The 19585-nt window shown below is 61.6% G+C and carries 11 protein-coding genes and 1 pseudogene; 3 read left to right on the forward strand and 9 right to left on the reverse strand.

Annotation, left to right across the window (positions count from 1 at the left end; all coding sequences use genetic code 11):
* Positions 1–5: 5 nt before the first annotated feature.
* From GIW79_RS13180 to GIW79_RS13210, 7 genes are all read right to left on the reverse strand, one after another.
* Positions 6–1028 carry an ABC transporter permease gene (locus tag GIW79_RS13180; protein WP_034125731.1) on the reverse strand — a complete coding sequence of 341 codons (1023 nt, stop codon included), beginning with the start codon at positions 1026–1028 and terminating at the stop codon, positions 6–8.
* Positions 1028–2086 (reverse strand): microcin C ABC transporter permease YejB, encoded by a 1059-nt coding sequence (locus GIW79_RS13185; protein ID WP_005788805.1) that lies wholly within the window; start codon positions 2084–2086, stop codon positions 1028–1030. Before GIW79_RS13185 ends, GIW79_RS13180 begins: the two co-directional genes overlap by 1 nt.
* Positions 2086–3945, reverse strand: a complete 1860-nt coding sequence (locus GIW79_RS13190) for an extracellular solute-binding protein (protein WP_089042565.1) — start codon at positions 3943–3945, stop codon at positions 2086–2088. The genes GIW79_RS13185 and GIW79_RS13190 overlap by 1 nt, the downstream gene beginning before the upstream one ends.
* A gap of 129 nt (positions 3946–4074) precedes the next feature.
* Positions 4075–4356: a peptidylprolyl isomerase gene (locus GIW79_RS13195; RefSeq protein ID WP_034125729.1), complete on the reverse strand. Its 282-nt coding sequence runs from the start codon at positions 4354–4356 to the stop codon at positions 4075–4077.
* Positions 4357–4463: 107 nt separating this feature from the next.
* Complete coding sequence (locus GIW79_RS13200; RefSeq protein WP_127881307.1) at positions 4464–4958, reverse strand: DUF1543 domain-containing protein; 495 nt, start codon at positions 4956–4958, stop codon at positions 4464–4466.
* 144 nt (positions 4959–5102) lie between these two features.
* Positions 5103–5585: a copper chaperone PCu(A)C gene (locus GIW79_RS13205; RefSeq protein ID WP_054896538.1), complete on the reverse strand. Its 483-nt coding sequence runs from the start codon at positions 5583–5585 to the stop codon at positions 5103–5105.
* The gene (locus tag GIW79_RS13210; protein ID WP_034125726.1) at positions 5585–6193 is read right to left on the reverse strand and encodes an SCO family protein; all 609 of its coding nucleotides are present in this window, start codon (positions 6191–6193) and stop codon (positions 5585–5587) included. The genes GIW79_RS13205 and GIW79_RS13210 overlap by 1 nt, the downstream gene beginning before the upstream one ends.
* A gap of 181 nt (positions 6194–6374) precedes the next feature.
* On the opposite strand from GIW79_RS13210, the gene GIW79_RS13215 reads away from it, so the two are divergent.
* The 3 genes from GIW79_RS13215 (at position 6375) to GIW79_RS13225 (ending at position 10390) form a co-directional block, all read left to right on the forward strand.
* Positions 6375–6758 carry a DUF2946 domain-containing protein gene (locus GIW79_RS13215; RefSeq protein ID WP_236455358.1) on the forward strand — a complete coding sequence of 128 codons (384 nt, stop codon included), beginning with the start codon at positions 6375–6377 and terminating at the stop codon, positions 6756–6758.
* A gap of 62 nt (positions 6759–6820) precedes the next feature.
* Entirely contained in the window at positions 6821–7366 is a 546-nt protein-coding gene (locus GIW79_RS13220) for a putative natural product biosynthesis protein (protein WP_236455356.1), read from the forward strand.
* A gap of 129 nt (positions 7367–7495) precedes the next feature.
* The gene (locus tag GIW79_RS13225; RefSeq protein WP_236455354.1) at positions 7496–10390 is read left to right on the forward strand and encodes an RHS repeat-associated core domain-containing protein; all 2895 of its coding nucleotides are present in this window, start codon (positions 7496–7498) and stop codon (positions 10388–10390) included.
* A 54-nt stretch (positions 10391–10444) separates the two neighbouring features.
* Here the strand turns inward: GIW79_RS13225 and GIW79_RS13230 are convergent, their stop codons facing one another.
* Positions 10445–14875, reverse strand: a complete 4431-nt coding sequence (locus GIW79_RS13230; RefSeq protein WP_236455352.1) for a SpvB/TcaC N-terminal domain-containing protein — start codon at positions 14873–14875, stop codon at positions 10445–10447.
* Positions 14872–19557: pseudogene (locus tag GIW79_RS13235) on the reverse strand (neuraminidase-like domain-containing protein). The gene GIW79_RS13230 and the pseudogene GIW79_RS13235 overlap by 4 nt, the downstream one beginning before the upstream one ends.
* Positions 19558–19585 lie beyond the last annotated feature (28 nt).

Genomic DNA, 19585 nt, shown 5'->3' on the forward strand with positions numbered 1-19585 from the left:
GTCACTCATGAGCGGGGGTCGAAGGCATCACGCAGTGCCTCGCCGATAAACACCAGCAACGACAGAATCAGCGCCAGGGTGAAAAACGCCGTCAAGCCCAGCCACGGCGCTTGCAGGTTCTGCTTGCCCTGGCCGATCAGCTCGCCCAGGGAGGCGCTGCCGGCGGGCATGCCGAAGCCAAGGAAATCCAGAGCGCTCAAGGTGGATATCGCCCCGGTCAAGATAAATGGCAAATAGCTGAGGGTCGCGGTCATGGCGTTGGGCAGGATGTGCCGGCGAATGATCTTGCCGTCGCCCAGGCCCAGGGCGCGTGCGGCCTTGACGTACTCCAGGTTGCGCCCACGCAGGAACTCGGCGCGCACCACGTCCACCAGGGCCAACCAGGAAAACAGCGCCATGATCCCCAGCAACCACCAGAAGTTCGGCTCCACAAACCCCGACAGGATAATCAGCAGGTACAGCACCGGCAGGCCAGACCAAACCTCGAGGATGCGCTGGCCGAGCAAGTCCACCCAGCCACCGTAGTACCCCTGCAACGCCCCGGCGGCAATGCCAATGACGGCGCTGATGGCGGTCAGGGCCAGGGCAAACAGGATCGACACCCGTGCACCAAAGATCACCCGGGCCAACACATCGCGGGACTGGTCATCGGTGCCCAGCCAGTTCACCGCCGACGGCGGGCTCGGGGCAGGGCGGGAGAGTTCGTAGTTGGGCGTGTCATCGCTGAACGGAATCGGCGGGAACAGCATCCAGCCGCCATCCTGCTTGATCAGCTTTTGCACGTAGTCACTGCGGTAGTCCGCCTGGAACGGCAACTGCCCACCGAACTGCTGCTCGGTGTAGCGCTTGAACACCGGAAAATACAGCTCGTTCTTGAAACTGAGCACCAGGGGCTTGTCATTGGCGATCAACTCGCCGCCCAGGGTCAGGATAAACAGGCCGATAAACAGCCACAGCGACCACCAGCCACGGCGGTTTTTCTTGAAGCGCTCGAAGCGTCGGCGGGCCACGGGGGAGAGGTTGAGCATCAGGCGTTCCTCGCGGCGAAGTCGATACGCGGGTCCACCAGGGTGTAGCAGAGGTCACCGATGAGTTTTATCAAGAGGCCGAACAGGGTGAAGATAAACAGCGAGCCGAACACCACCGGGTAGTCGCGGGACACGGCCGCCTCGTAGCTCATGCGGCCCAGGCCATCGAGGGAGAAGATCACCTCGATCAGCAGCGAACCGGCAAAGAACACGCTGATAAACGCTTGGGGAATCCCCGAGATCACCAGCAACATCGCATTGCGGAACACGTGACCGTACAGCACCCGGCGTTCGCTCAAACCCTTGGCGCGGGCGGTGACCACGTACTGGCGGGTAATTTCATTGAGGAACGAGTTCTTGGTCAGGATGGTCAAGGTGGCAAAGCCGCCGATCACCAGCGCCGTTACTGGCAGTACCAGGTGCCAGAAATAGTCGGCGATTTTGCCCACGGTGCTCAGTTCGGCGAAGTTTTCCGAGACCAGCCCGCGTACCGGGAACCAGTTCAGCGAGGTGCCGCCCGCGAACACCACGATCAGGAACATCGCAAACAGGAACGCCGGCATCGCGTAACCGATGACGATGGCCGTGCTGCTCCACATATCAAAGCTGCTGCCATGGCGCACGGCCTTGCGTATGCCCAGCGGGATCGACACCAGGTAGGTGATCAGCGTGGCCCACAGGCCGAGGGATATCGTGACGGGCATCTTTTCCAGGATCAGGTCAGTTACCGTTGCGCCTCTGAAGAAACTGTTGCCAAAGTCCAATTGGGCATAGTTCTTGAGCATCAACCACAGGCGTTCCGGCGCGGATTTGTCGAAGCCGTATTGTTTCTCGATGTCCTTGATCAGCTTCGGGTCCAGGCCGCGGCTGGCTCGCGAGCCGCTGATGCCTTCGCCGGATGCGCCGGCTACACCACCGCCACCAATGCCTTGCAGGTGAGCGATGGCTTGTTCCACCGGCCCGCCGGGCGCGGCCTGCACGATCACGAAGTTCACCAGCAGGATGATCACCAGCGTCGGGATGATCAGCAGCAGGCGCCGTACGATATAGGCAAACATCAGTGGGCCTCTCCGCGTTTTTTCAACTCAGCCTGCATTTGTTCGTTCGTCAGCGGGGTGGGGCTGACTTCCCACCAGGTTTCCAGGGCTTCGTCGTTCTTCGCCTCGATGGCCGGGCGCCCGAAACGGTTCCACCATGCGGCGGAGGTGCCCGGTGGGTAATAGTTGGGGATCCACAGGTAATTCCATTGCAGTACGCGGTCCAGGGCGTGGGCATAGGTGAGCATCTTGGCCTGGGTGTCAGCCTTGACCAGGCCATGGATCAGCGTATCGACGGCCGGGTCCTTGAGCACGATGTAGTTATTGGCGCCCGAATCGAACGCGGCGGCAGAGCCGAAATAGTTGTACAGCTCCATGCCCGGCGAGGTGGTGACCGGGAAACCCGTGACGATCATGTCGTAGTCGCGGGCCATCAGTCGGTTGACGTACTGCGAGGAGTCGATGCGGCGAATATTCAGGGTGATGCCGATCTGCGCCAGGTTGCGTTTGTAGGGCAGCAACAGGCGCTCAACGCCGTTCTGGACGTTGAGAAAGGTGAACTCCAGCGGCTCGCCCTGGGCATTGACGAGTTTGTCGCCCACAGGTTTCCAGCCGGCGTCTTCCAGCAGGGCCAAGGCTTGCAACTGTTTGTCGCGGATCATGCCACTACCATCGGTGACCGGGGCCTTGAACACCTGGGTGAACACCTCGTCGGGAATCTGCCCGCGCAGGGGTTCGAGGATTGCCAGTTCTTCCGGGGTGGGCAACTGGCTGGCGGCCAGCGGACTATTGGAAAAATAGCTCTGCTGTCGGATGTACAAGTTGCGCATCATCTGCCGGTTGGCCCATTCAAAATCCCACAGCATCGCCAGGGCCTGGCGCACGCGGCGATCCTTGAATATCGGTTTTTGCACGTTGAACACATAGCCCTGGGCCGGCTGCGGCATCTCCTTGGCCAGGTGCGCGCGCTGCAGGCGGCCATCGTCCAAGGCCGGGCCGTTGTAGCCGATGGAGTAACCGGTGGCGGAGAATTCACGGTTGAAATCATAGGCGCCGCCGCGTAGCACTTGTCGCGCTACTTCGGTGTCGCCGAAGTACTCCAGGCTCAGGTGATCGAAGTTGTACAGGCCGCGGCTGACCGGCAAGTCCTTGCCCCACCAGTCGGGGTCACGGGTGAAGGTGATGGTACTGCCGGAGTCGATCTTGCTGACCTTGTAAGGGCCGCTGCCCAGTGGCGCTTCGTAGCCACCGCCGTTGGCAAAGTCGCGGGTCTTCCACCAGTGCTCGGGGAACACCGGCAAGGTAGCGATATCCAGGGGCAGGGTACGGTTTTCGTTGCTGGAAAAGTCAAAGCGCACCTGGCGCTCACCTTCGACCTCGACGTGCTTCACGTCGGCAAATAGCGTGCGAAAGCGCAAGCTGCCTTGGGTCATCAGCACGTCAAAGCTGTAGCGCACGTCTTGCGCGGTGATGGGCTTGCCATCGGCAAAGCGCGCCTTGGGGTTCAGGTAGAAGCGCAGTGACAGGCCATCGTCGGCGCGCTCCATCTTTTGCGCCACCAGGCCGTAGACGGTGTAAGGCTCATCCAGCGAGCGCAACGCCAAGGGCGCATACACCCAGCCGTCGACCTGGGATACGCCGATGCCTTTGTCGATATACGGCAGCACATGGTCAAACCGCCCCACCTCCAGCGCGGAACGCCGCAGGCTGCCGCCCTTGGGAGCGTTGGGGTTGGCATAGTCGAAATGGCTGAAACCTTCGGCGTATTTGGCGGGCTCGCCGTACACCGTCAGGTAGGTTTGCGGGGCTGCGATCACCGCAGTGCTGGCCATTAGCAAGGCCAGGGTGGAACAGAGCAGAGATGAAAAAGCCAATCGCATTATCAGCCTTGAGCGCCGGGTAAGAGTCATAAGGATTTGTACGCTAACGGCCTGGGCATCGCCAGTCATCAGATGCACAACGGCCCACCAAAGGGCGGGCCGTTGTTTATAGCATCAGCGCGGATTGAATCAATCCTGGCGGCTGGTGACTTCCAGCAGGTGGTAGCCGAACTGAGTCTTCACCGGGCCTTGCACGGTGTTGACCGGGGCACTGAAGACCACGGTGTCGAATTCCTTGACCATCTGGCCTGGGCCGAACGAACCGAGGTCACCGCCCTGGCGGCTGGATGGGCAGCTGGAGTTGGCTTTAGCGATTTCTGCGAAATCAGCGCCGCCTTCGATTTGGGCCTTGAGTTCGTTGCACTTGTCTTCAGAGGCAACGAGGATGTGACGGGCGGTGGCTTTGGCCATGGTGAGTAACTCCTAGAGTAAAAAACGGTGAGCGTACCGGATTCAGGCGGTTATTTCTCGGCAAAGTTCCACTGGGTTTCAGCCGGCACTGTTTTCGCCGTGAGGATTCAAGGCAGCACAAGGTAGTCGTTGCGCTGCACGATCGGGCGGTGCGCCGCTTGCACCAGGTGGATATAGCGGCCGTCCACCAGGTCGATGGGCAGGCAGTCGTCGATATCCAGCACCGCGTCGGTGTGGGCCTGGGACCAGTGGCTGAGCATCTGCTGCTTGCCTTTGCCCATGGCCTCCTTTTTGTTACGGGCGATCACCAGCAGGTAGTGATGGGACTCGCCAAAGCTATTGGCTTCGTAACCGCCCAGGTTGATGAAGTACAGGCGGAGTGCATCGCCGTGGGGCGCCAGGTGGCTCAGTTCAACCTTCCAGCCGTCGACGCCATCGACGGCCATCCATGAATCGATGTGTACGCCTTTGGGGCTGCCGAACCAGGCGTCGCGTAATTGCGGGTAGGTGGCTTGCAGGGTGTCCGCCACGGCGAACACCACATCGTGTACTTCGATCCTGGCCCGCGGGTGCTTGCCCCCGAGCATGACGACAAACAGCATTACCGATGATTCCTGGGGAGGGCGGCCTGACAGCCTATCTGATCACTCCCGGCAATCAAACTGTGGGAGATTCTATGGTTGAGGGGCAACCCTCAACCAACGTTACCGGGGAGCAGAGCAAGAGCTGCAGGCTTGTTTGCGCAATCAATGCATCTTGCTATGGTCCATCTTGCTGTGGTCCATGCCATCCAGCCCACGCGCCGTTGCCTTCACTTCGACGGCCTGCTTTTCACCCTTGGCATCTTCTACCGTAAGGGTCAGTGGTACCTGGTCGCCTTCCTTGATCTGGCCGGTCAGGCCCATCAACATGACGTGGTAGCCGTTGGGGTCGAGCTTGACGGCTTTGCCGGCAGGCAGGGCCACCGAGCCCACCGGGCCCATGCGCATGACATCGTCCTTCATGCTCATCTCATGAATCTGCACGTCCTTGGCCACTGGCGATGCCACGCTCAACAGTTTGCTGTCGCTGTCGGCGGTGAGGGTCATGAAGGCGCCACTGGACGGTTGGCCCACTACGGAGGCGCGTACCCAGGCGTCAGTGACTTGTACCTGGGCACTGGCGTGGGCAGCGAGGCCCAGCAGGGTTAGACCGAGGGTGAGACGCTTGAGGTGTTGAACGGCAGTCATTAGCAGACCTCCATGACGGTGAGCAGGTCTTCTGCGCACTCTTGAGCGGTAAGGGATGCCTGCAAGCCAAGGCGCAGGTTGCCACGGGTGTCGAACACGAAACTGGTGGCGGTGTGGGAGAGGGTATAGGTGTCGCCGGCGGGGATCTTTTCATAAAAGATCCCGAACTCCTTGGCGGCCACGGCGATTTCTTCCGGGGTGCCGTAGAGCGCTTCGAAGCTTGGGTCGAAGGCCTTGACGTAGTTGTCGAGAATTTCGGGGGTGTCGCGCTCGGGGTCCAGGGTGATGAACACCACCTGCATGATCTTGCCATCGCGGCCCATCAGCTTCTTGGCCTGGGCGGCGCGGGCCAGGGCTGTCGGGCAGACGGCCGGGCACTGGGTGAAGCCGAAGAACACCACCGGCATCAGGCCGCGGTACGAGCTCAGGGTGACGGTTTCGCCGTCGGTGTTCTTGAGCTTGAAGGTGCGGCCCATGATCTTGTCACTGAGGTCCTTGCCGTACTTGAAGTTCAGCTTGGGGCTGTAGTCACAGCCGCCCAGCAGGCTGCCCAGGCCCAATAGGCCCATGCCGGTCAGCACTTTGCGGCGGGTGAATAACGTACTCATCAACTGTGCATCCTGTGAAACGCCTGTAGGGCCGTGGAGCTGCTCCGCCAGGCTTTGAAAAGGAGTAACGAGAAGGGTGCAGAGTCTAGCAACCCTGGCCGGCGCGCGTAATCTGCGACGTTCTGCCACAGGGGCGCGTCGCATTGCGTCCTTTTATGGCTTCGGTGGTAGAGTCGCCGCCATGAAATTGCGCCACTCTGACCGCTCACTGATCGCCTGGGCCCTGTACTTCTGCGTGCTGATGAACCTGTTCGCCTGCGGTTTGGGGCATGGCCAGATGATGGGGCAGCAGCTCAAGGGCATCGGCGGGCTGTTCTGTTCGGTGGACGGCGGGCAGTCGCCAATTTCCGACAAAGGGTTGGCGAACCCGTCCTCCAGCAACATCTCGAACTACTTTGCCTGCCCGGTGTGCAACGCGGTTACCGTTGCCCTGGTGTTTCTGATCGGCCTGGCCTGGCTGCTCGGCCTCACCCAAGCCCCGCGTGTCGCCCATGAGCGGCGCAACAAGGCGCCTCCGCGCTATTCCTGGCCCTCGGCCAACCCCCGCGCTTCTCCCGCATCCTGACGTGTGCCTTGGGCTTCCTGTAACCAGGAGGCATTCTCTCGTCACGATTGTGAGAACACTCTATGGACCCTCAATTGCCTGCCGGCGCCGGCCGCCTGGTCAGCAAGGCGTCGCGGCGCCTGCGTGCGCAACCGGCGCTGTCTGATTACCCGAGTAATTCGCGCTGCTTCGTGCACCTGGACGCACGCCTGCTGCCTCACTGGCATACCTTGTTCGACATCTGCCCGGCGTTGCTCAAGCTCGACCCACCGGAGGGCTTGAACCTGTTTCGCGCCTTCATGACCTGGGCCTATCGCAACCAGCCGCCGCTGGACTGGACGTACCATCTGAACGTATGCCGCTGGTTGCTGAGTTCGGCGTACTGCACACAGATCGATGAGGAACCGATCGAGGCCTTCATGGCCGCCGCTGCTGCGCGTTGGGTGCTGACGGATGACAGCCCGGCGGCAGGCATTGTCTTGAGCTGGCGCGATTGCACCCTGTTCGACTGGAAGGGCCACCCTTCGATAGCCGCGCCGCGACCGGCATTGCCGTCGCCCGCCTGGGATTTTGCCTGGTCCCCGTTGGGTGCCCAAGGTGCTTTCAGCGGTTGGCTGCCGGTGCCATGAAGCGCCGCGTCCGGTAAGCCTCACGACACCCTCGGAAGCGCCGCACACTGCGCAGCGTGCGGAGCCCGCAGGCTGGCACTGGCTTGATGACTAGGCTCTAGGCTTCTTTGGTTTCCAGGTCATCAGGTTATGTCTTCTTTGCATCACAACACGCCCACGCTGACGGTGGTCGACCCGCGAGGGTTGACCGTGCGCAGCGTGGCGTACCATCGCAATACCGCGCAGCAATCACCCAGCGCGCAGGTCACGCGGCAGGTGTTCGACGCTCGCGGCCTGTTGCAGCAACAGTGGGACCCCAGGCTGTTCGAGTTGCACGCTGCCGATCCCGACGTGCTGCCCAATCTGTCTCATCGTTATAGCTTGAGCGGGCAAGTGCTGAGCACCGACAGCGCGGATGCGGGCCGTCAGACGCGCTTGCTCGGCAGTGGCGGCCAGGTCGTGCAACAGTGGGACAGTCGAGGCACGCGCCAGCGGTTCGAATACGACCCGTTGCTGCGCCCCGTCGCGGTATTCGAGCGCGCGGAGGAGGCGGCGGCTGAACGCTGTGTCGAGCGCATGAGTTACGCGGGCATGACGTCCACGGAGGCGGCTCGCAATCGCTGTGGGCGCATGATTCGTCACGATGACCCGGCAGGCACGTTGCTCGTTGAGCGCTACGACGTGCAAGGCAACATCACCGAGCAAACCCGGCGCCTGTGCACGTCGCACACCGCGCCCGACTGGCCGCTGCCCGTGAGTGAGCGGGATGCACAGTTGCAAGCCCAGACCTTCACCACCACCTGGCAGCACGATGCGCTGGGGCAACGCCTGGAGCAGGTCGACGCGCGCGGCAATCGCCAGCAATCTCAATACGGTGTCGACGGCCAATTGACGAAAAGCGAGATCCTGTTCAAAAGCGGAGCGCGCAAGACCCTGGTGGATCAACGCAGCGTCAACGCCTCGGGCCAGGTGTTGAGCGAACGCTTGGGTAATGGCGTGCTCAGCGTTGCCGAGTATTCGGACACCGATGGACGTTTGACACGCTTGAGCGCCCACCTCAAGGATTCGGCAGGCAAGCGACTGCAAGACCTCTTCTACAGCTACGACCGGGTCGGCAATGTGTTGCGCATCCGCGATGCGGCGCAGCCGACCCGCTGGGCCAGCAACGTGCAGGTGGAGGCAGTAAGCACATTCGAATACGACAGCCTGTCGCGATTGATCAAGGCCACCGGTCGTGAAAACGCGCGCAATACTGGCGCATCCGCACTGCCGGGGCGAATCACGTTCGGCGCCACAGACGACAATCTCTGGGGCAACTACACCCGCCACTATGCCTACGACTCGGCCAGTAACCTGACGCAGATGCGCCATGTGCCCAGCACCGGCAGCGGTTATACCCAACGGATGCAGGTGGGCGAACACAGCAATCACAGCGTGATTGCCCGCGAGGGCGCAAAGGCGCCGGGCCTGGGCAACGGCTTCGACCAACGTGGCAATCTCCAGGCACTGGCGCCTGGTCAGGCGTTGACCTGGAACGGGCGCAACCAGTTGGTTCGCGTTGCGCAGGTGCTGCGTGACAATGGCGAACATGACGATGAGGTGTATCTGTACGACGGCGCCGGCCAGCGAGTCATCAAGCGTCGCGTGGCACATGGCAAGACGCAGACTCACACCCATGAAGTGCTTTATCTGCCAGGGCTGGAGCTGCATCGCCACGGGCCGGATGGCGAGTGGTTGAATGTGGTGCTTGCTTCGGGCGGGCGCCATTCGGTCAGAGGTCTGCAGTGGGAGCAGCAGCGCCCCGACGAGATGCAGGACGAGCAACTGCGGTTCAGCCTCGACGATCATTTGGGCAGCGGCACTCTGGAGCTGGACGAGGCAGCCGGCCTGTTGAGCCAGGAAAGTTATTACCCTTTCGGCGCAACCGCCTGGTGGGCGGCAAAAAGTGCCTTGGAGGCGAACTATAAAACCCGACGTTATTCGGGCAAGGAGCGCGACGCCAGCGGGCTGTATTACTACGGCTTCAGGTACTACGCGCCGTGGTTGTTGCGGTGGATCAGCGCTGACCCGGCGGGGGATGTGGATGGGCTGAACCTGTATGCGATGGTGGGGAACAACCCCATGGGTTATGTAGACGAAGACGGTTTGCAGCGCCGCTCGATGCTGGAGGTGGTGACGGTTCTGCTCCTGGTGTTGTTGATCGGGCACGGAGTAGGGGTAGAGATAGGCTATAGGGCTGAACTGGCTTATTTCGGGCTGATTTCAGGTGTGGTGGGCGTGGCGCTTTACGCGCTTCAGCGATTAGGCACCACTGACGTTCAGCGCAGAGCGTTCTATGAGCAGTCCGTAACGGTCGGTGCGCAAGAGCTGGGCCGCAGACAGGGCGCTACCGAACATGAAGTCAGCGAGTTGGCGGAATTTTTCCTGGAACACCGTCTGGCTACCGCTGACACTAAGAGTCTGTCCTACGGGCTGACCCCGGCAGCGCGGGGCGGTCTCTATGGGTACGTTGGGCCCACCGAGCATCGGGACCGGGCTGAAACAGCCTCACGAACGGAGCGTAACCCTAGCTTTACGCTTGCCAGGTTGGGGTTTGTAGGCATAGAACTGCGCGCCCCGGCACGCAAAGTGGGCGCCAGCCCGCTGCCAGCGGCTGGGCTGACCCATACCGAAGTACAACCGCAAACCAGAGTCACGAGCGTGGGCCGCAGAGGCTCCGCTTCTGAGGTGCCCGCCGCGCAACCGGTAAGCCCGGGACCTTCCTCCGGGCTGGTGCCTGAGCCCCTCGAGATTGACGTCACACCTATTCAGAATGAATTACATGGCCCGGGAGGTGAAATTCTCAGAAGGGTGATTGATCGGCTGGAAGACCGCACACTGGATTTTCATACCGGCCATGCCATGGCGGGTGGGCAGAATGTCCGCAGTTTTGACTTGCCGCGTTATCGCGGGCAGCGCGGTCGTGGCGCCTATCGGGTGATGATCCAGCACATCAGTGGGCTTAACTATCGGGCGGTCAGGGTGATGGACCCTCACCGCCGTTAATACGCGCAACGTCAGGCCAAGGAGCGCGGGCCGTGTAACGGCCCGGCTCTGTTGTCAGGCCGGCGCGTGCGTGTCGTTTTCGTCTTCAGCGATGCTGTACCAGGCGTGGTAGGTCTGGCGCCGCGTGTCGCCATTGGCATTGAGCACGCGTACCGGGCGCCCCAACGCGTCATGAAAGTGCTGCTCGCTGGGACGCAAGGTGTTGAAGGCCGCATCGTCGATATAGCCGGCACGGTCGGCAAAATAAGGTCGCCAGGTGCGCGCCAGGCAACCCTGATTGTCATACTCCACACGGCCGCTGATCCGCCAACGGCGAGTGGCATCGATTGGCTCGGCACCCGCGCTCAACATACCGGCGTCATCGACTGCAAAGGCCGGGCCCGGTTGCGCCTTTTCCTGGGTTTGCCGCACGCGGCCAAAGCCGTCGCTGAAGGCGAGGGCTACCTGGATCTGCGCCGTTTGCGACGTGCCTTGCCAACGGTCGGCGTGCAGTACCACGACGTGCACCGGCACTTGCCTGGCCGCCTGAATCAGGCGCTTGAGGGTTTGATGATGGGGGAGTGCAGTGCTCAGGCTGTTCAGGCGTGCCAACGCCGAGGCACGAATATGCCCGCTGGGCAGCAGGTAACCGTTGCTTACCCATTGCGCCTGGATGCTGGCGGGTGGAATGCGCCCCATCCAACTGAACACGTCGTAGAAGCACGCGCTTTGAGCGTTGAGCAACGCCGCCTTCGGATCAGCCAGGGCCTGCGCCGGGCCCGTATCGGGCGTGCGGATGAAGGGCGTAGGGGCGTCATGGCCCACGGGCTTTCCGTGCTCCTCACCCTTGAGGCCGGTCGCCAGCAGCTGCCCGTGGGCGTCGTAGTGCGCGTAGCGTTGTGTACGCTGTGCGTCAGTCACCGTCACCGGCAGGCCAAGGCGGTAGTCGTACTGCGCCTGGGTCGTGCAGCCGTCCGCCAATTGCACTTTGATGATGTACAGCCCATAGCGGTCGTACTCGGACTGCGTGAACCCATGGCTCAGGCTCGCCTGATGCCGACGAGGCCGATAGAACATTTCGGCCTGGCCGTAGCGGGTGTAACCCTGGCCGAGGGACCACAGGGTGATGGCCTCGTCCTGCCCGGGGTCCGGTGACAGGAACGCGGCCATGGCCCGATAGTGCTGTGCACTGAGCGTAGCAGTGACAGTGCGGCCCTCATATACCTCCAGCGCTTGCTGATCGAGTTCGGCTGTCTCGATATAGGCAGGCAGCGCCTGAAAACTCGCGGTGCCGGCCGGCAAGGGTTCGGTGTGCTCCGCCACGCAGTAGTGCTGCACCGACAGCCCCCCCAGCCTGCGTTCGGCCGCTGTTCCCAATGGATCGGACGGGCCCTGCGCGATGAAGTGTTCATAGCTTATTTTTTCAATCGCTAACGCCTCTTTGCTCAGCACCAGCACGTTGCTTCGTTGCTGGTAGGGCAAGTGCAAGCGCCAGCGCTGCGCGGCGTCCAGGTGAATGAAGCGGGCGCGGGTTTCGTTGAGGTAATACGTCTGCTGCGCTGAGTCGTGTGCGTCACGCCACCACTGCTGCTGGTGGGCTGGCCCAGGCGGTGGGGAGTCGCTGGCTGTCCTGCGACGGGCATAGTCGACCACCACGCTGTGCAGATTGCCGGCGTAGCGGTCCCAGCGCAGATTGAGGATGTGCCGGCAGCACGGGTCGTCCGGTTGGCGCTCGTAGCGACAGGTCAGCGACTCCAGCAACAGTGGCAGCAGCACCGCCGGTTCGCCGGCCTTGGCCGACGGGCTTAATTGCCGTATGAGATAGCGCTGTTGCTGCACCGAATACGGCACTGCCTGTGGTGGCGAATCGGCGGCGGCATACACCTCTTCACGCAGCAGGCTCCCCGCCAATGCACGCTGCATCGCGCGGCGGGTGGTTGCGACGGGCGTGGCGATCAGCGTGTCTCCTGTGCGCCCGCCCTCCAACTGGCCCAGCAGGGTTGGCCCCAGCGCGGGCGCCTGTGGGTCGCCCGGGTAAAAAGCCTCCTGCGAGGGCTCAAAGGTGTGGAACCAGCGTTTGGTCAACACCCCAGGCTGCGCATCGGCCGTAGGGGGTTGCTCGGTGTGCAACACCAGGCCAAAGCCGAGGAACTGGCGCTCCTCACGGTCATAGCAGGCTTGCCGGTAACGAAAATACTGGGTGGAGCGGTTGCCGCTGACCAGGTCCTTTTGCTGTTGCCGCTTGACCACCTGCACTGGGAACGCAAGGCTACTGCCTTGGGGCACTCCCAGGGTTTGCCAGTGCTGTTTTTCGTCGAGCCATTCCTGGGCGCTGCTGCGGTAGCTCAGCTGGGTGGTGGCCCCCCGGTTGTTGAGCGTGGCGGTTAACAAATACGGTTTGAGACTGACGAAGTCATACCGCCAGTGCTGGGGGGTCATGTGCGGCACGCTCAGGATCAGGCTGGAACAGCCCAGGCCTTGAAGGTCGGCAAAGCTGACCTGGCACGTCGCGTCATGGCGCACGCCCTCGGGCCAAGGCAATGTCAGTGGCTCCGATGCCAGCCCGCTGCCGGCGCGGTTCATATAGATCTGTGCGTGTTCAGGCGCCAGGTAAATCAGGTCCACCGCGCCTGAACCATCCAGGTCGGCGAGGCGAATATGGGCGGCATCGAAGCTGGCGTGGTCGAACGCCAGTGTGGCGAAGACAAACCCTTTGCCGAAGCGTCCACGGCCGAGGTTGGGCCAGCATTTGATTTCGTTATGGCGGATACGCACCAGGTGTTGTTGGCCGCTGCCCAGGGGGTCGCAAAAGGCGATCAATTCAGCCGGAGAATGGCTGAGGGTGGGTAGCCCCTCATCGTCGGGCGCATGGCGCACCTCCTGGCCAGGATCAAACCCGCCGTCCTGGCGCTGAGCATACAGACGCACGCTACGGCTGCCGATCAAGGCCAGGTCCAGCCTCCCACTGCCCATCAGGTCGGCCAGTTGCCCGTGGGGATGGAAAAACTCCTGGGGCATCGCCGCAAAAGGCACGAAACCCGACCATTGCCGCTGCGAGTCGAGGCTGAAAAAACCACTCAGCCCCGGTTGCGCCACCACCCATTCCAGATGCCCATCGCCGTCAAGATCCGCCAGTGCCTGGCGCGTGGCTTGGACGGTATCGGCGAGGGGGATGCGTGGCAGGGCCTGCCATGGGCCATAGATCAGCGCATTGCTGCTGGCCGGGCCGGGGGCCCTGAGCGGCTCGCGGTAATACCAGCTTTTATCGGTGCGGTGCAGGATGCCCGGCAAACCGTCGCGGTACAGGTCCACCAGTTGATAATGCTGCCCGTCGTTGATGCCCGCCATGGCGTCGAACGCTTGGTAGCGCGCGGCGTCCAGCGTCGGCACGAAGGCGCTGTAGGCCAGTTCCAGGGGCGGCCAGGCACTGGCGTTCCCCTGGGCGTCAAAGGCCTGGTTGTGCACGGCGTTCAGGCAACTGCCGATGGCGTGGCGATGGGTGTACTCCAGCAACAGACGCCGCGTCAGCACCGGCTCGGCGCCCAGGCTCGGCTCGTCGGGGAAGTAATGAAACATCAGCACTTGCTGGCACCGCCGCAGGGTGCCGAGTTCAAAGCCATAGGCATAACTGCTGATCGGGTCGTTGCGGACCGGCCAGGCGTGTTGTTCGGCATAGGTCGGCACTTGGCTCAGGCCGGTGTGGCGTTCGCCATAATCCAGCAGCAGTTCGAAGTGCCATTGCTTGTCAGCGAGGGCGTCCGCGCGCCACAGCGCCAGGTGCTCAAGGGGCTTGAGGTTGCCGTAGCACACCCGCGCCAGATAACGCTGGGCGCGATAGTCCCTGGCGGCGCTTGGTGGCTGGTCGTCGCGTTTGTAGTGGTAATAGATCTGCTCACCCAGGGGGTTGAGGCTTTCCTGCAACAGCCATTGGGCAACACGTAGATCGTCGTTCGGGTCTGCACAGCGCGCGATCAGGGTCTTGCCGAACAGGTGCACGCAGCCGTCGGCCCCCTGAACCAACCAGAACCCGGCCTTGTCGCTGTCGCAAGACCAATGCTCGATACGGTCGAAGCGCGCTTCTATCACCGGAAAATAGCGCACCACTCGGTGGGATTCACCCAGGGCCAGGCCGTTATAGTGGTCCCAGGTCGTGGCCTGAATTGCTCCGTCGGCATCACGCTCAGGGATCATGTCGATGCCTTGGGGGCTGATGAAACGGTCGTCATCACCGTAGGCCGGTACGCCTTTGCGGGTATCACGGCTGATGGCGCCTGCCGACATCGCCCAGCCGAGGCCGAAGGGCCCGTTGCCTTGGGCGCTGCGATAACCCAGGCTCAAGGCCGGCGTGAAGCCACGGCCCGGCGAAATCGGCAAGGGCACCTCCAGGCACGCCTCACCCCGTGTGCCCACGGCGCCCCATTGCGCGCCGGGGCCCTGGATGGCGCCACCGCCCTTGGGCAGCGCAGGAATCTTAGGTTCCAAGAGTTCGGGCGACTGCACGCTCATCGTTGACCTCCGGTGTTTTTAGCGGTGTAGCGCAGGTGCACGATGATATCGGTGAGGGATTCGAGCAGCGCGTTTTGCCGGGCATGGTTGGGAAAGGTCAGTTGCCAGGTGGAGATCGCTCCTGTTTATTCGAACGGCAGGTAACGTTCGTCGCTGTCGAAGTTCAAGGTGAACAAGCCGCTGTCGTTGAGCCCGCTGGACAGGGCGATTTGCTGTTTGGCGCGCAGGTCTTTTTTTACCGCGGCTTCGGTGTGTCTGGTCGCGGGGGTGACGTGCGTGGTATTGGCGGTTTGGGTCAGGATGGCCTTGATGTCTTCATAGGGGCCCAGCGTGGCGGGCAGGGACACACTGACGTGCTTGATACGCCGCAGGTAATGGCCTGGGTAGTCGTCGTCAAACAGCTTGAGGGTCAGTTCAAAGGTCAAGGTACCGGTTTTTACCAGCTCGGCTTTAAGCGCGGCCCAGGGCATGTCGCGCGTGGCCATCGGGTCTTGGCTGTGCAGATGGCGCAGCGACACGGTTTTAGTGATCTCCAGCAAACGTTCGTTGTGGGTGACGTAGGCGTTACTCATGCTCAGTAGATTTTGCTTGAGCGCTTCGCCGGCGCTGAAGCCGCGATATTGATGGGTCCAATGCTGGGTTTGAATGAAGTGCTTGTCCCACTGAGCCCGTTCTTCCTGCCAGCAGGCCTCGGCCGCCAGGCACAGCGACAGGGTCGAGTCATAGGCTTGGTAGTAGAAAGTGGAAAGTTGGCCATTGAGCCATTGATACAGTTGGGCGTTGGTAAAGCGTTTGCCGAGCTGGTCGTACAGGCTTCGTGCCTGGGTCAGGCTGGTCTGGGCCAGGCCCAGTTGCAAGCGGGTATGGGCTTGCTGTTCGGTATAAGCCTGCAGTTGGGCGTCGACCTGGGCCAGCTCAAGGCGTGCCTGTTCAAGCGAATGGGCCCACTCGGCGGCGCGTCGGGCAAACAGGTCGGTGCGGTCCAGGTGGGCAGCGTTGGCGCGCTTTTCATTGGCAATGCCTTGGGACGCCGCGTGCAGGGCGTGAAAAGCGCCCTCGTAGCGCACGCCGCCGTTGGAGGTGCCAAAAATATTCGGTATCAGCATCGCCAGCCCCGCGCCGGCTTGTGCCACGGCGGCGGCGGTGTCCCAGCGCGCACTGTCCTGGTACTCCTGGGTGGCCTGGGCCTCGGCCGGGCTGATGCCTCGCTTGAGCTGCTGTTCGAAGAACGCCACCCGCGCTTCGACCATGCGGCGTCCTGCCAACAGCGCCTCCTGGTTCCTCGCATCGAACTGTACGGCCTGGGCCTGTTGCTCGACGGCCAGCCTCGCCAAGTCCCAGGCTTGCTGCTGCTGGGTTTCCAGGTACTGGGCCTGCTCTTTGCGTTCGAACAACGACAATAAGGTCGTCCCCAACTGGATCAGGTTGTCGACCGCTTGCAAGGCGTGTCCCAGCAGCACCTGGAAGCGATAGTGCGCGGCCTGGGCGGTGCGTAGGGACGGGCGCAGGCTGGCGCCGACCGCCCCTTGCTGGTACGCGGCAAGCAGCGTTTGAGGCGTCAGGGTCGCGGCGTACAGCGGCAGACTCAAGGGTTTGCCGGTCAGATCCAGGTGATGGCGCAGGTTGTGCAGGCGAGATTCGATCTTGTCCCAGCGCAGCAGCAAATCAGGGCTCAGGGACCGACACAGCCGCGAGGTGCCCGCAGGTACTGTCGTGCTGTCGAGCGTGGAAGGGTTTTGCAGTTTGTCCAGGGTCGTGGCTGCCCAGGGATCGACCGGGTTGAGCGGCGGCCTTGGCCCGAGCAAGCCCTTGACGCGGATGTACCACAACTTGGCGTCGGCCAGGCCGTCACGGGTCATTTGCCGGTAGGCCGCATCCCCGCGATTGAGCAGGATGTCGACGTACAGCAGGTACAGCGCCTGACGAAAATGTACCGCGCTGCTTGTCGCCAATGGGTGGGACACGGACGAGACGTCGTGGCGTTGTGGCGCACTGGTAAGCAGCGCAGGCAGGCGCCAGAACCCGGATGGGTGTACGGGATCGAACACGTAGCGTATCCACGTTTCGGCCTCGGCGTATTGTTGCTCCTGGTTCAGGCGTTGTGCCAACAGCCAGGGCAGGTAAAGAAACAACTCCCAGTAATAGGTGCCATGGGGGCCGTGAAAGTCCAGGGGACTGGGCTTTTTCTCGCCTGGCAAGGGCGGCTCGCGCCAGGCATCCGGCGCCAACGCAAACAGCTCATGCAAACCTGCGCCCGCGGTTTTTGCCAGCAGCCCGGCCACGCAGGTGTTGGTGCGTATGGGCGCTCGTTTGTTTTCAGGCTTATCGAGAGACTCGATAGTGGACCCGCTGAAGTCGATGAACTCTGCCGTGCCATAGGGCGGGGTAGCGAGTCGCCGGATAAACGGAGCCAGTGGAATGATGGGGGTGCTGTTATCGGGCGGCAGGGTGAAAGTCGCGGTTTTCAGCGCGTAGCCCAGGATGATGGGGTCGGGGTAATGCACATCGCTTTCCAGTAGCAACACGCCGTGAATCAGCGTCAATGTGGAAGCCGTCGTGTCAGTGGAGTCCTCGTCGTAGGGGTGCAAGGTCGAGGGAGAGAGTTCGATCTGCGCCTCAAGCGTGTGCGTTTCGGAGAGTTCAGTGAACGTGTCGCGCAGGGTGCGCCGAGAGGCGTCTGCCAGGCCGACGAGTACCGTGTTATTGCGATGAGGGCTTTCCGGTAAAGCGCTGTCTCCCTGTCTGGGATACATCAACACGGGTTTGTACAGGCGTTGTTTCTGCTGGACCTGGACCTTGTCCAGTACCAAGTCGTAGGCATGGCTGCTGGACTCCGCTTGATTGTTGTAGAACGAGAGAATGACGGTATAGGTGGCGTCCGGCGTATTGAAAAAATAATCGAAGGCTTCTTGGCTAATGCGTTGGTCGCGCAGATTGAATGTCGCGCTTTTCGGGGTTTCTTGATCTTTTTCAATCTGCGGCAGGGTAAAGGTCGTCGGCTGATTCGCTGCATTTTTTATGAATTGGGCATAGCTGACGCCGGTCTCGTTGCACTTGAGGGTCAAGTCGATGCGCACGTTGGAGAAGGTTGCCAGCCTGGCGCTCTCCAGGAAAATCTCGGCGGTGGGGCCTAACGCCAGCATCTCGTTCTGGGCAGGACCGCTGCTGCTGAGGGTGATGGTCAAATTGGCCATTGCGTCTGCCTTGCTGAACCTGACAGTGCGGTGCGGTTCGAAGCGTTTCGCCAGGCGGGTGGTGACCTCCAGTACTGACGTCGTTCGGTTGAACCGGATATCGCTCTCAGCCGAAAGACTGCGGATATGCTGTTGATTGTCTTCGTAATTCCAGCCATGGGTGGTGCCATGGGGCGCATTGTTGGTCAGGGAGTGAACTTTGACCTGGACCGTTTCGGGCGCCCTGAATTGAAATCTTGACCTGTTGTGGTGCCCGAACAGGGCCTGGTACCGCCCGGCCAGTTCAGACTCTTTATGCCAGGAGAACATCCGCCGAGTGCTGCCCAGGGTTTCCAGCCAATGGACGTTGAAGTGCTGATCCAGCCGTACCGCTTGAAAGAAATGCCGATGCACGCCGTTGTGCGAGGAAGCCGTTTGATGGTTCGGCTGTGCGCTCAGGCCCAGGAACAGTGACGGCGGTTGGCTTTTTGAATCGAGTACGGCGATGGACGCAGTGGCACTCATCAGGTCTTCCGAGCTCAATTCGTCAAGGCCCTGTGCAAGGCTGTATTCCTGAATGCAGGCCTGCGGCACGCTCCAACTGTCATCCAGTTTTTTATAGGAAAAGTACAAGCGCAACTGTAGATAGGTGGTCTTTATCCGGGTTTCCAGCCGTTGTTGGTATTCCCTCTCCGATTCGACATCACCTCGTCCAATCGGGGTGATGTCCCTCGACGAGGACGTCGGGTTGATGCATTGGGCCCACACCACGAAGAGGCGCCCGTTGAACACCACCGGGCGAATCGTCTGTTCGGGGACGTTATCGTCAATCGACAGCGGGATCTTTTGCCAGGAGGACCAGGCTGGCGGAGTGGCCGCGTCGCCCGAGGCCATTTTCAGCGTGCGCCAGTAATAGGTGTTTTCCGGACTGGACTTGCCGGTGAAGTAATAAGTGCTGCTGGCAAAGCTGTCTTTATCACCGTCGATATAACCATTGAGGGTCTTGATGTTGGCAAGTGCTTCGAAGCGGCTGAGGTAACTGTGGACGGCTGTCTGCAGCGGCGCAGGCTCGATGCGAAATTGGTTGAGCTGGTTCTCCAGTTGCCTGAAGTTGTCGCTTTTGTCATGGCGCAATGCAGGGCTCAGGTAGGTGGCCGGGTAGTGCTGGAGTTGCTGGTGGGCACGCCACAGTGAATAGGACAGCAACTGGTCTCGCCACTCGCTCTGCTCGTCAGCGCTCATGCCCTGTTCGTCGTAGCCGGGCTCCAGGCCCAGGTAAATGCCTGTGATGTACTGCTGCAGGCTGGCAATGGCGCTGGCGACACGGGTGGTAGGCACCGTATGGCTGACCTGGGGGTCGAGCAGCCAATAGGTATAGACATCGTCTACGGTCTTGACGGTATCGGCCACTGCCGTGTCTTCAGGCAGCACGCTGTTGAGGTAGAACCCCAGCATCGCGTCGCGCAGGTATTCGTTGAGGTGTTGGGTGAGGGTGTCAGACATGGTCATTCCTTGAACCAGGCGAAATACAACGGGA

Source organism: Pseudomonas sp. PA-7-1E (assembly GCF_021605325.1).
In the GTDB taxonomy this organism is placed as follows: Bacteria; Pseudomonadota; Gammaproteobacteria; order Pseudomonadales; family Pseudomonadaceae; genus Aquipseudomonas; species Aquipseudomonas fluorescens_BV.

Coding starts and splice junctions, on each gene's coding strand:
- GIW79_RS13180 (WP_034125731.1), bottom strand. CDS start 1,028: ATGCTCAACCTCTCCCCCGTGGCCCGCCGACGCTTCGAGCGCTTCAAG.
- GIW79_RS13185 (WP_005788805.1), bottom strand. CDS start 2,086: ATGTTTGCCTATATCGTACGGCGCCTGCTGCTGATCATCCCGACGCTG.
- GIW79_RS13190 (WP_089042565.1), bottom strand. CDS start 3,945: ATGCGATTGGCTTTTTCATCTCTGCTCTGTTCCACCCTGGCCTTGCTA.
- GIW79_RS13195 (WP_034125729.1), bottom strand. CDS start 4,356: ATGGCCAAAGCCACCGCCCGTCACATCCTCGTTGCCTCTGAAGACAAG.
- GIW79_RS13200 (WP_127881307.1), bottom strand. CDS start 4,958: ATGCTGTTTGTCGTCATGCTCGGGGGCAAGCACCCGCGGGCCAGGATC.
- GIW79_RS13205 (WP_054896538.1), bottom strand. CDS start 5,585: ATGACTGCCGTTCAACACCTCAAGCGTCTCACCCTCGGTCTAACCCTG.
- GIW79_RS13210 (WP_034125726.1), bottom strand. CDS start 6,193: ATGAGTACGTTATTCACCCGCCGCAAAGTGCTGACCGGCATGGGCCTA.
- GIW79_RS13215 (WP_236455358.1), top strand. CDS start 6,375: ATGAAATTGCGCCACTCTGACCGCTCACTGATCGCCTGGGCCCTGTAC.
- GIW79_RS13220 (WP_236455356.1), top strand. CDS start 6,821: ATGGACCCTCAATTGCCTGCCGGCGCCGGCCGCCTGGTCAGCAAGGCG.
- GIW79_RS13225 (WP_236455354.1), top strand. CDS start 7,496: ATGTCTTCTTTGCATCACAACACGCCCACGCTGACGGTGGTCGACCCG.
- GIW79_RS13230 (WP_236455352.1), bottom strand. CDS start 14,875: ATGAGCGTGCAGTCGCCCGAACTCTTGGAACCTAAGATTCCTGCGCTG.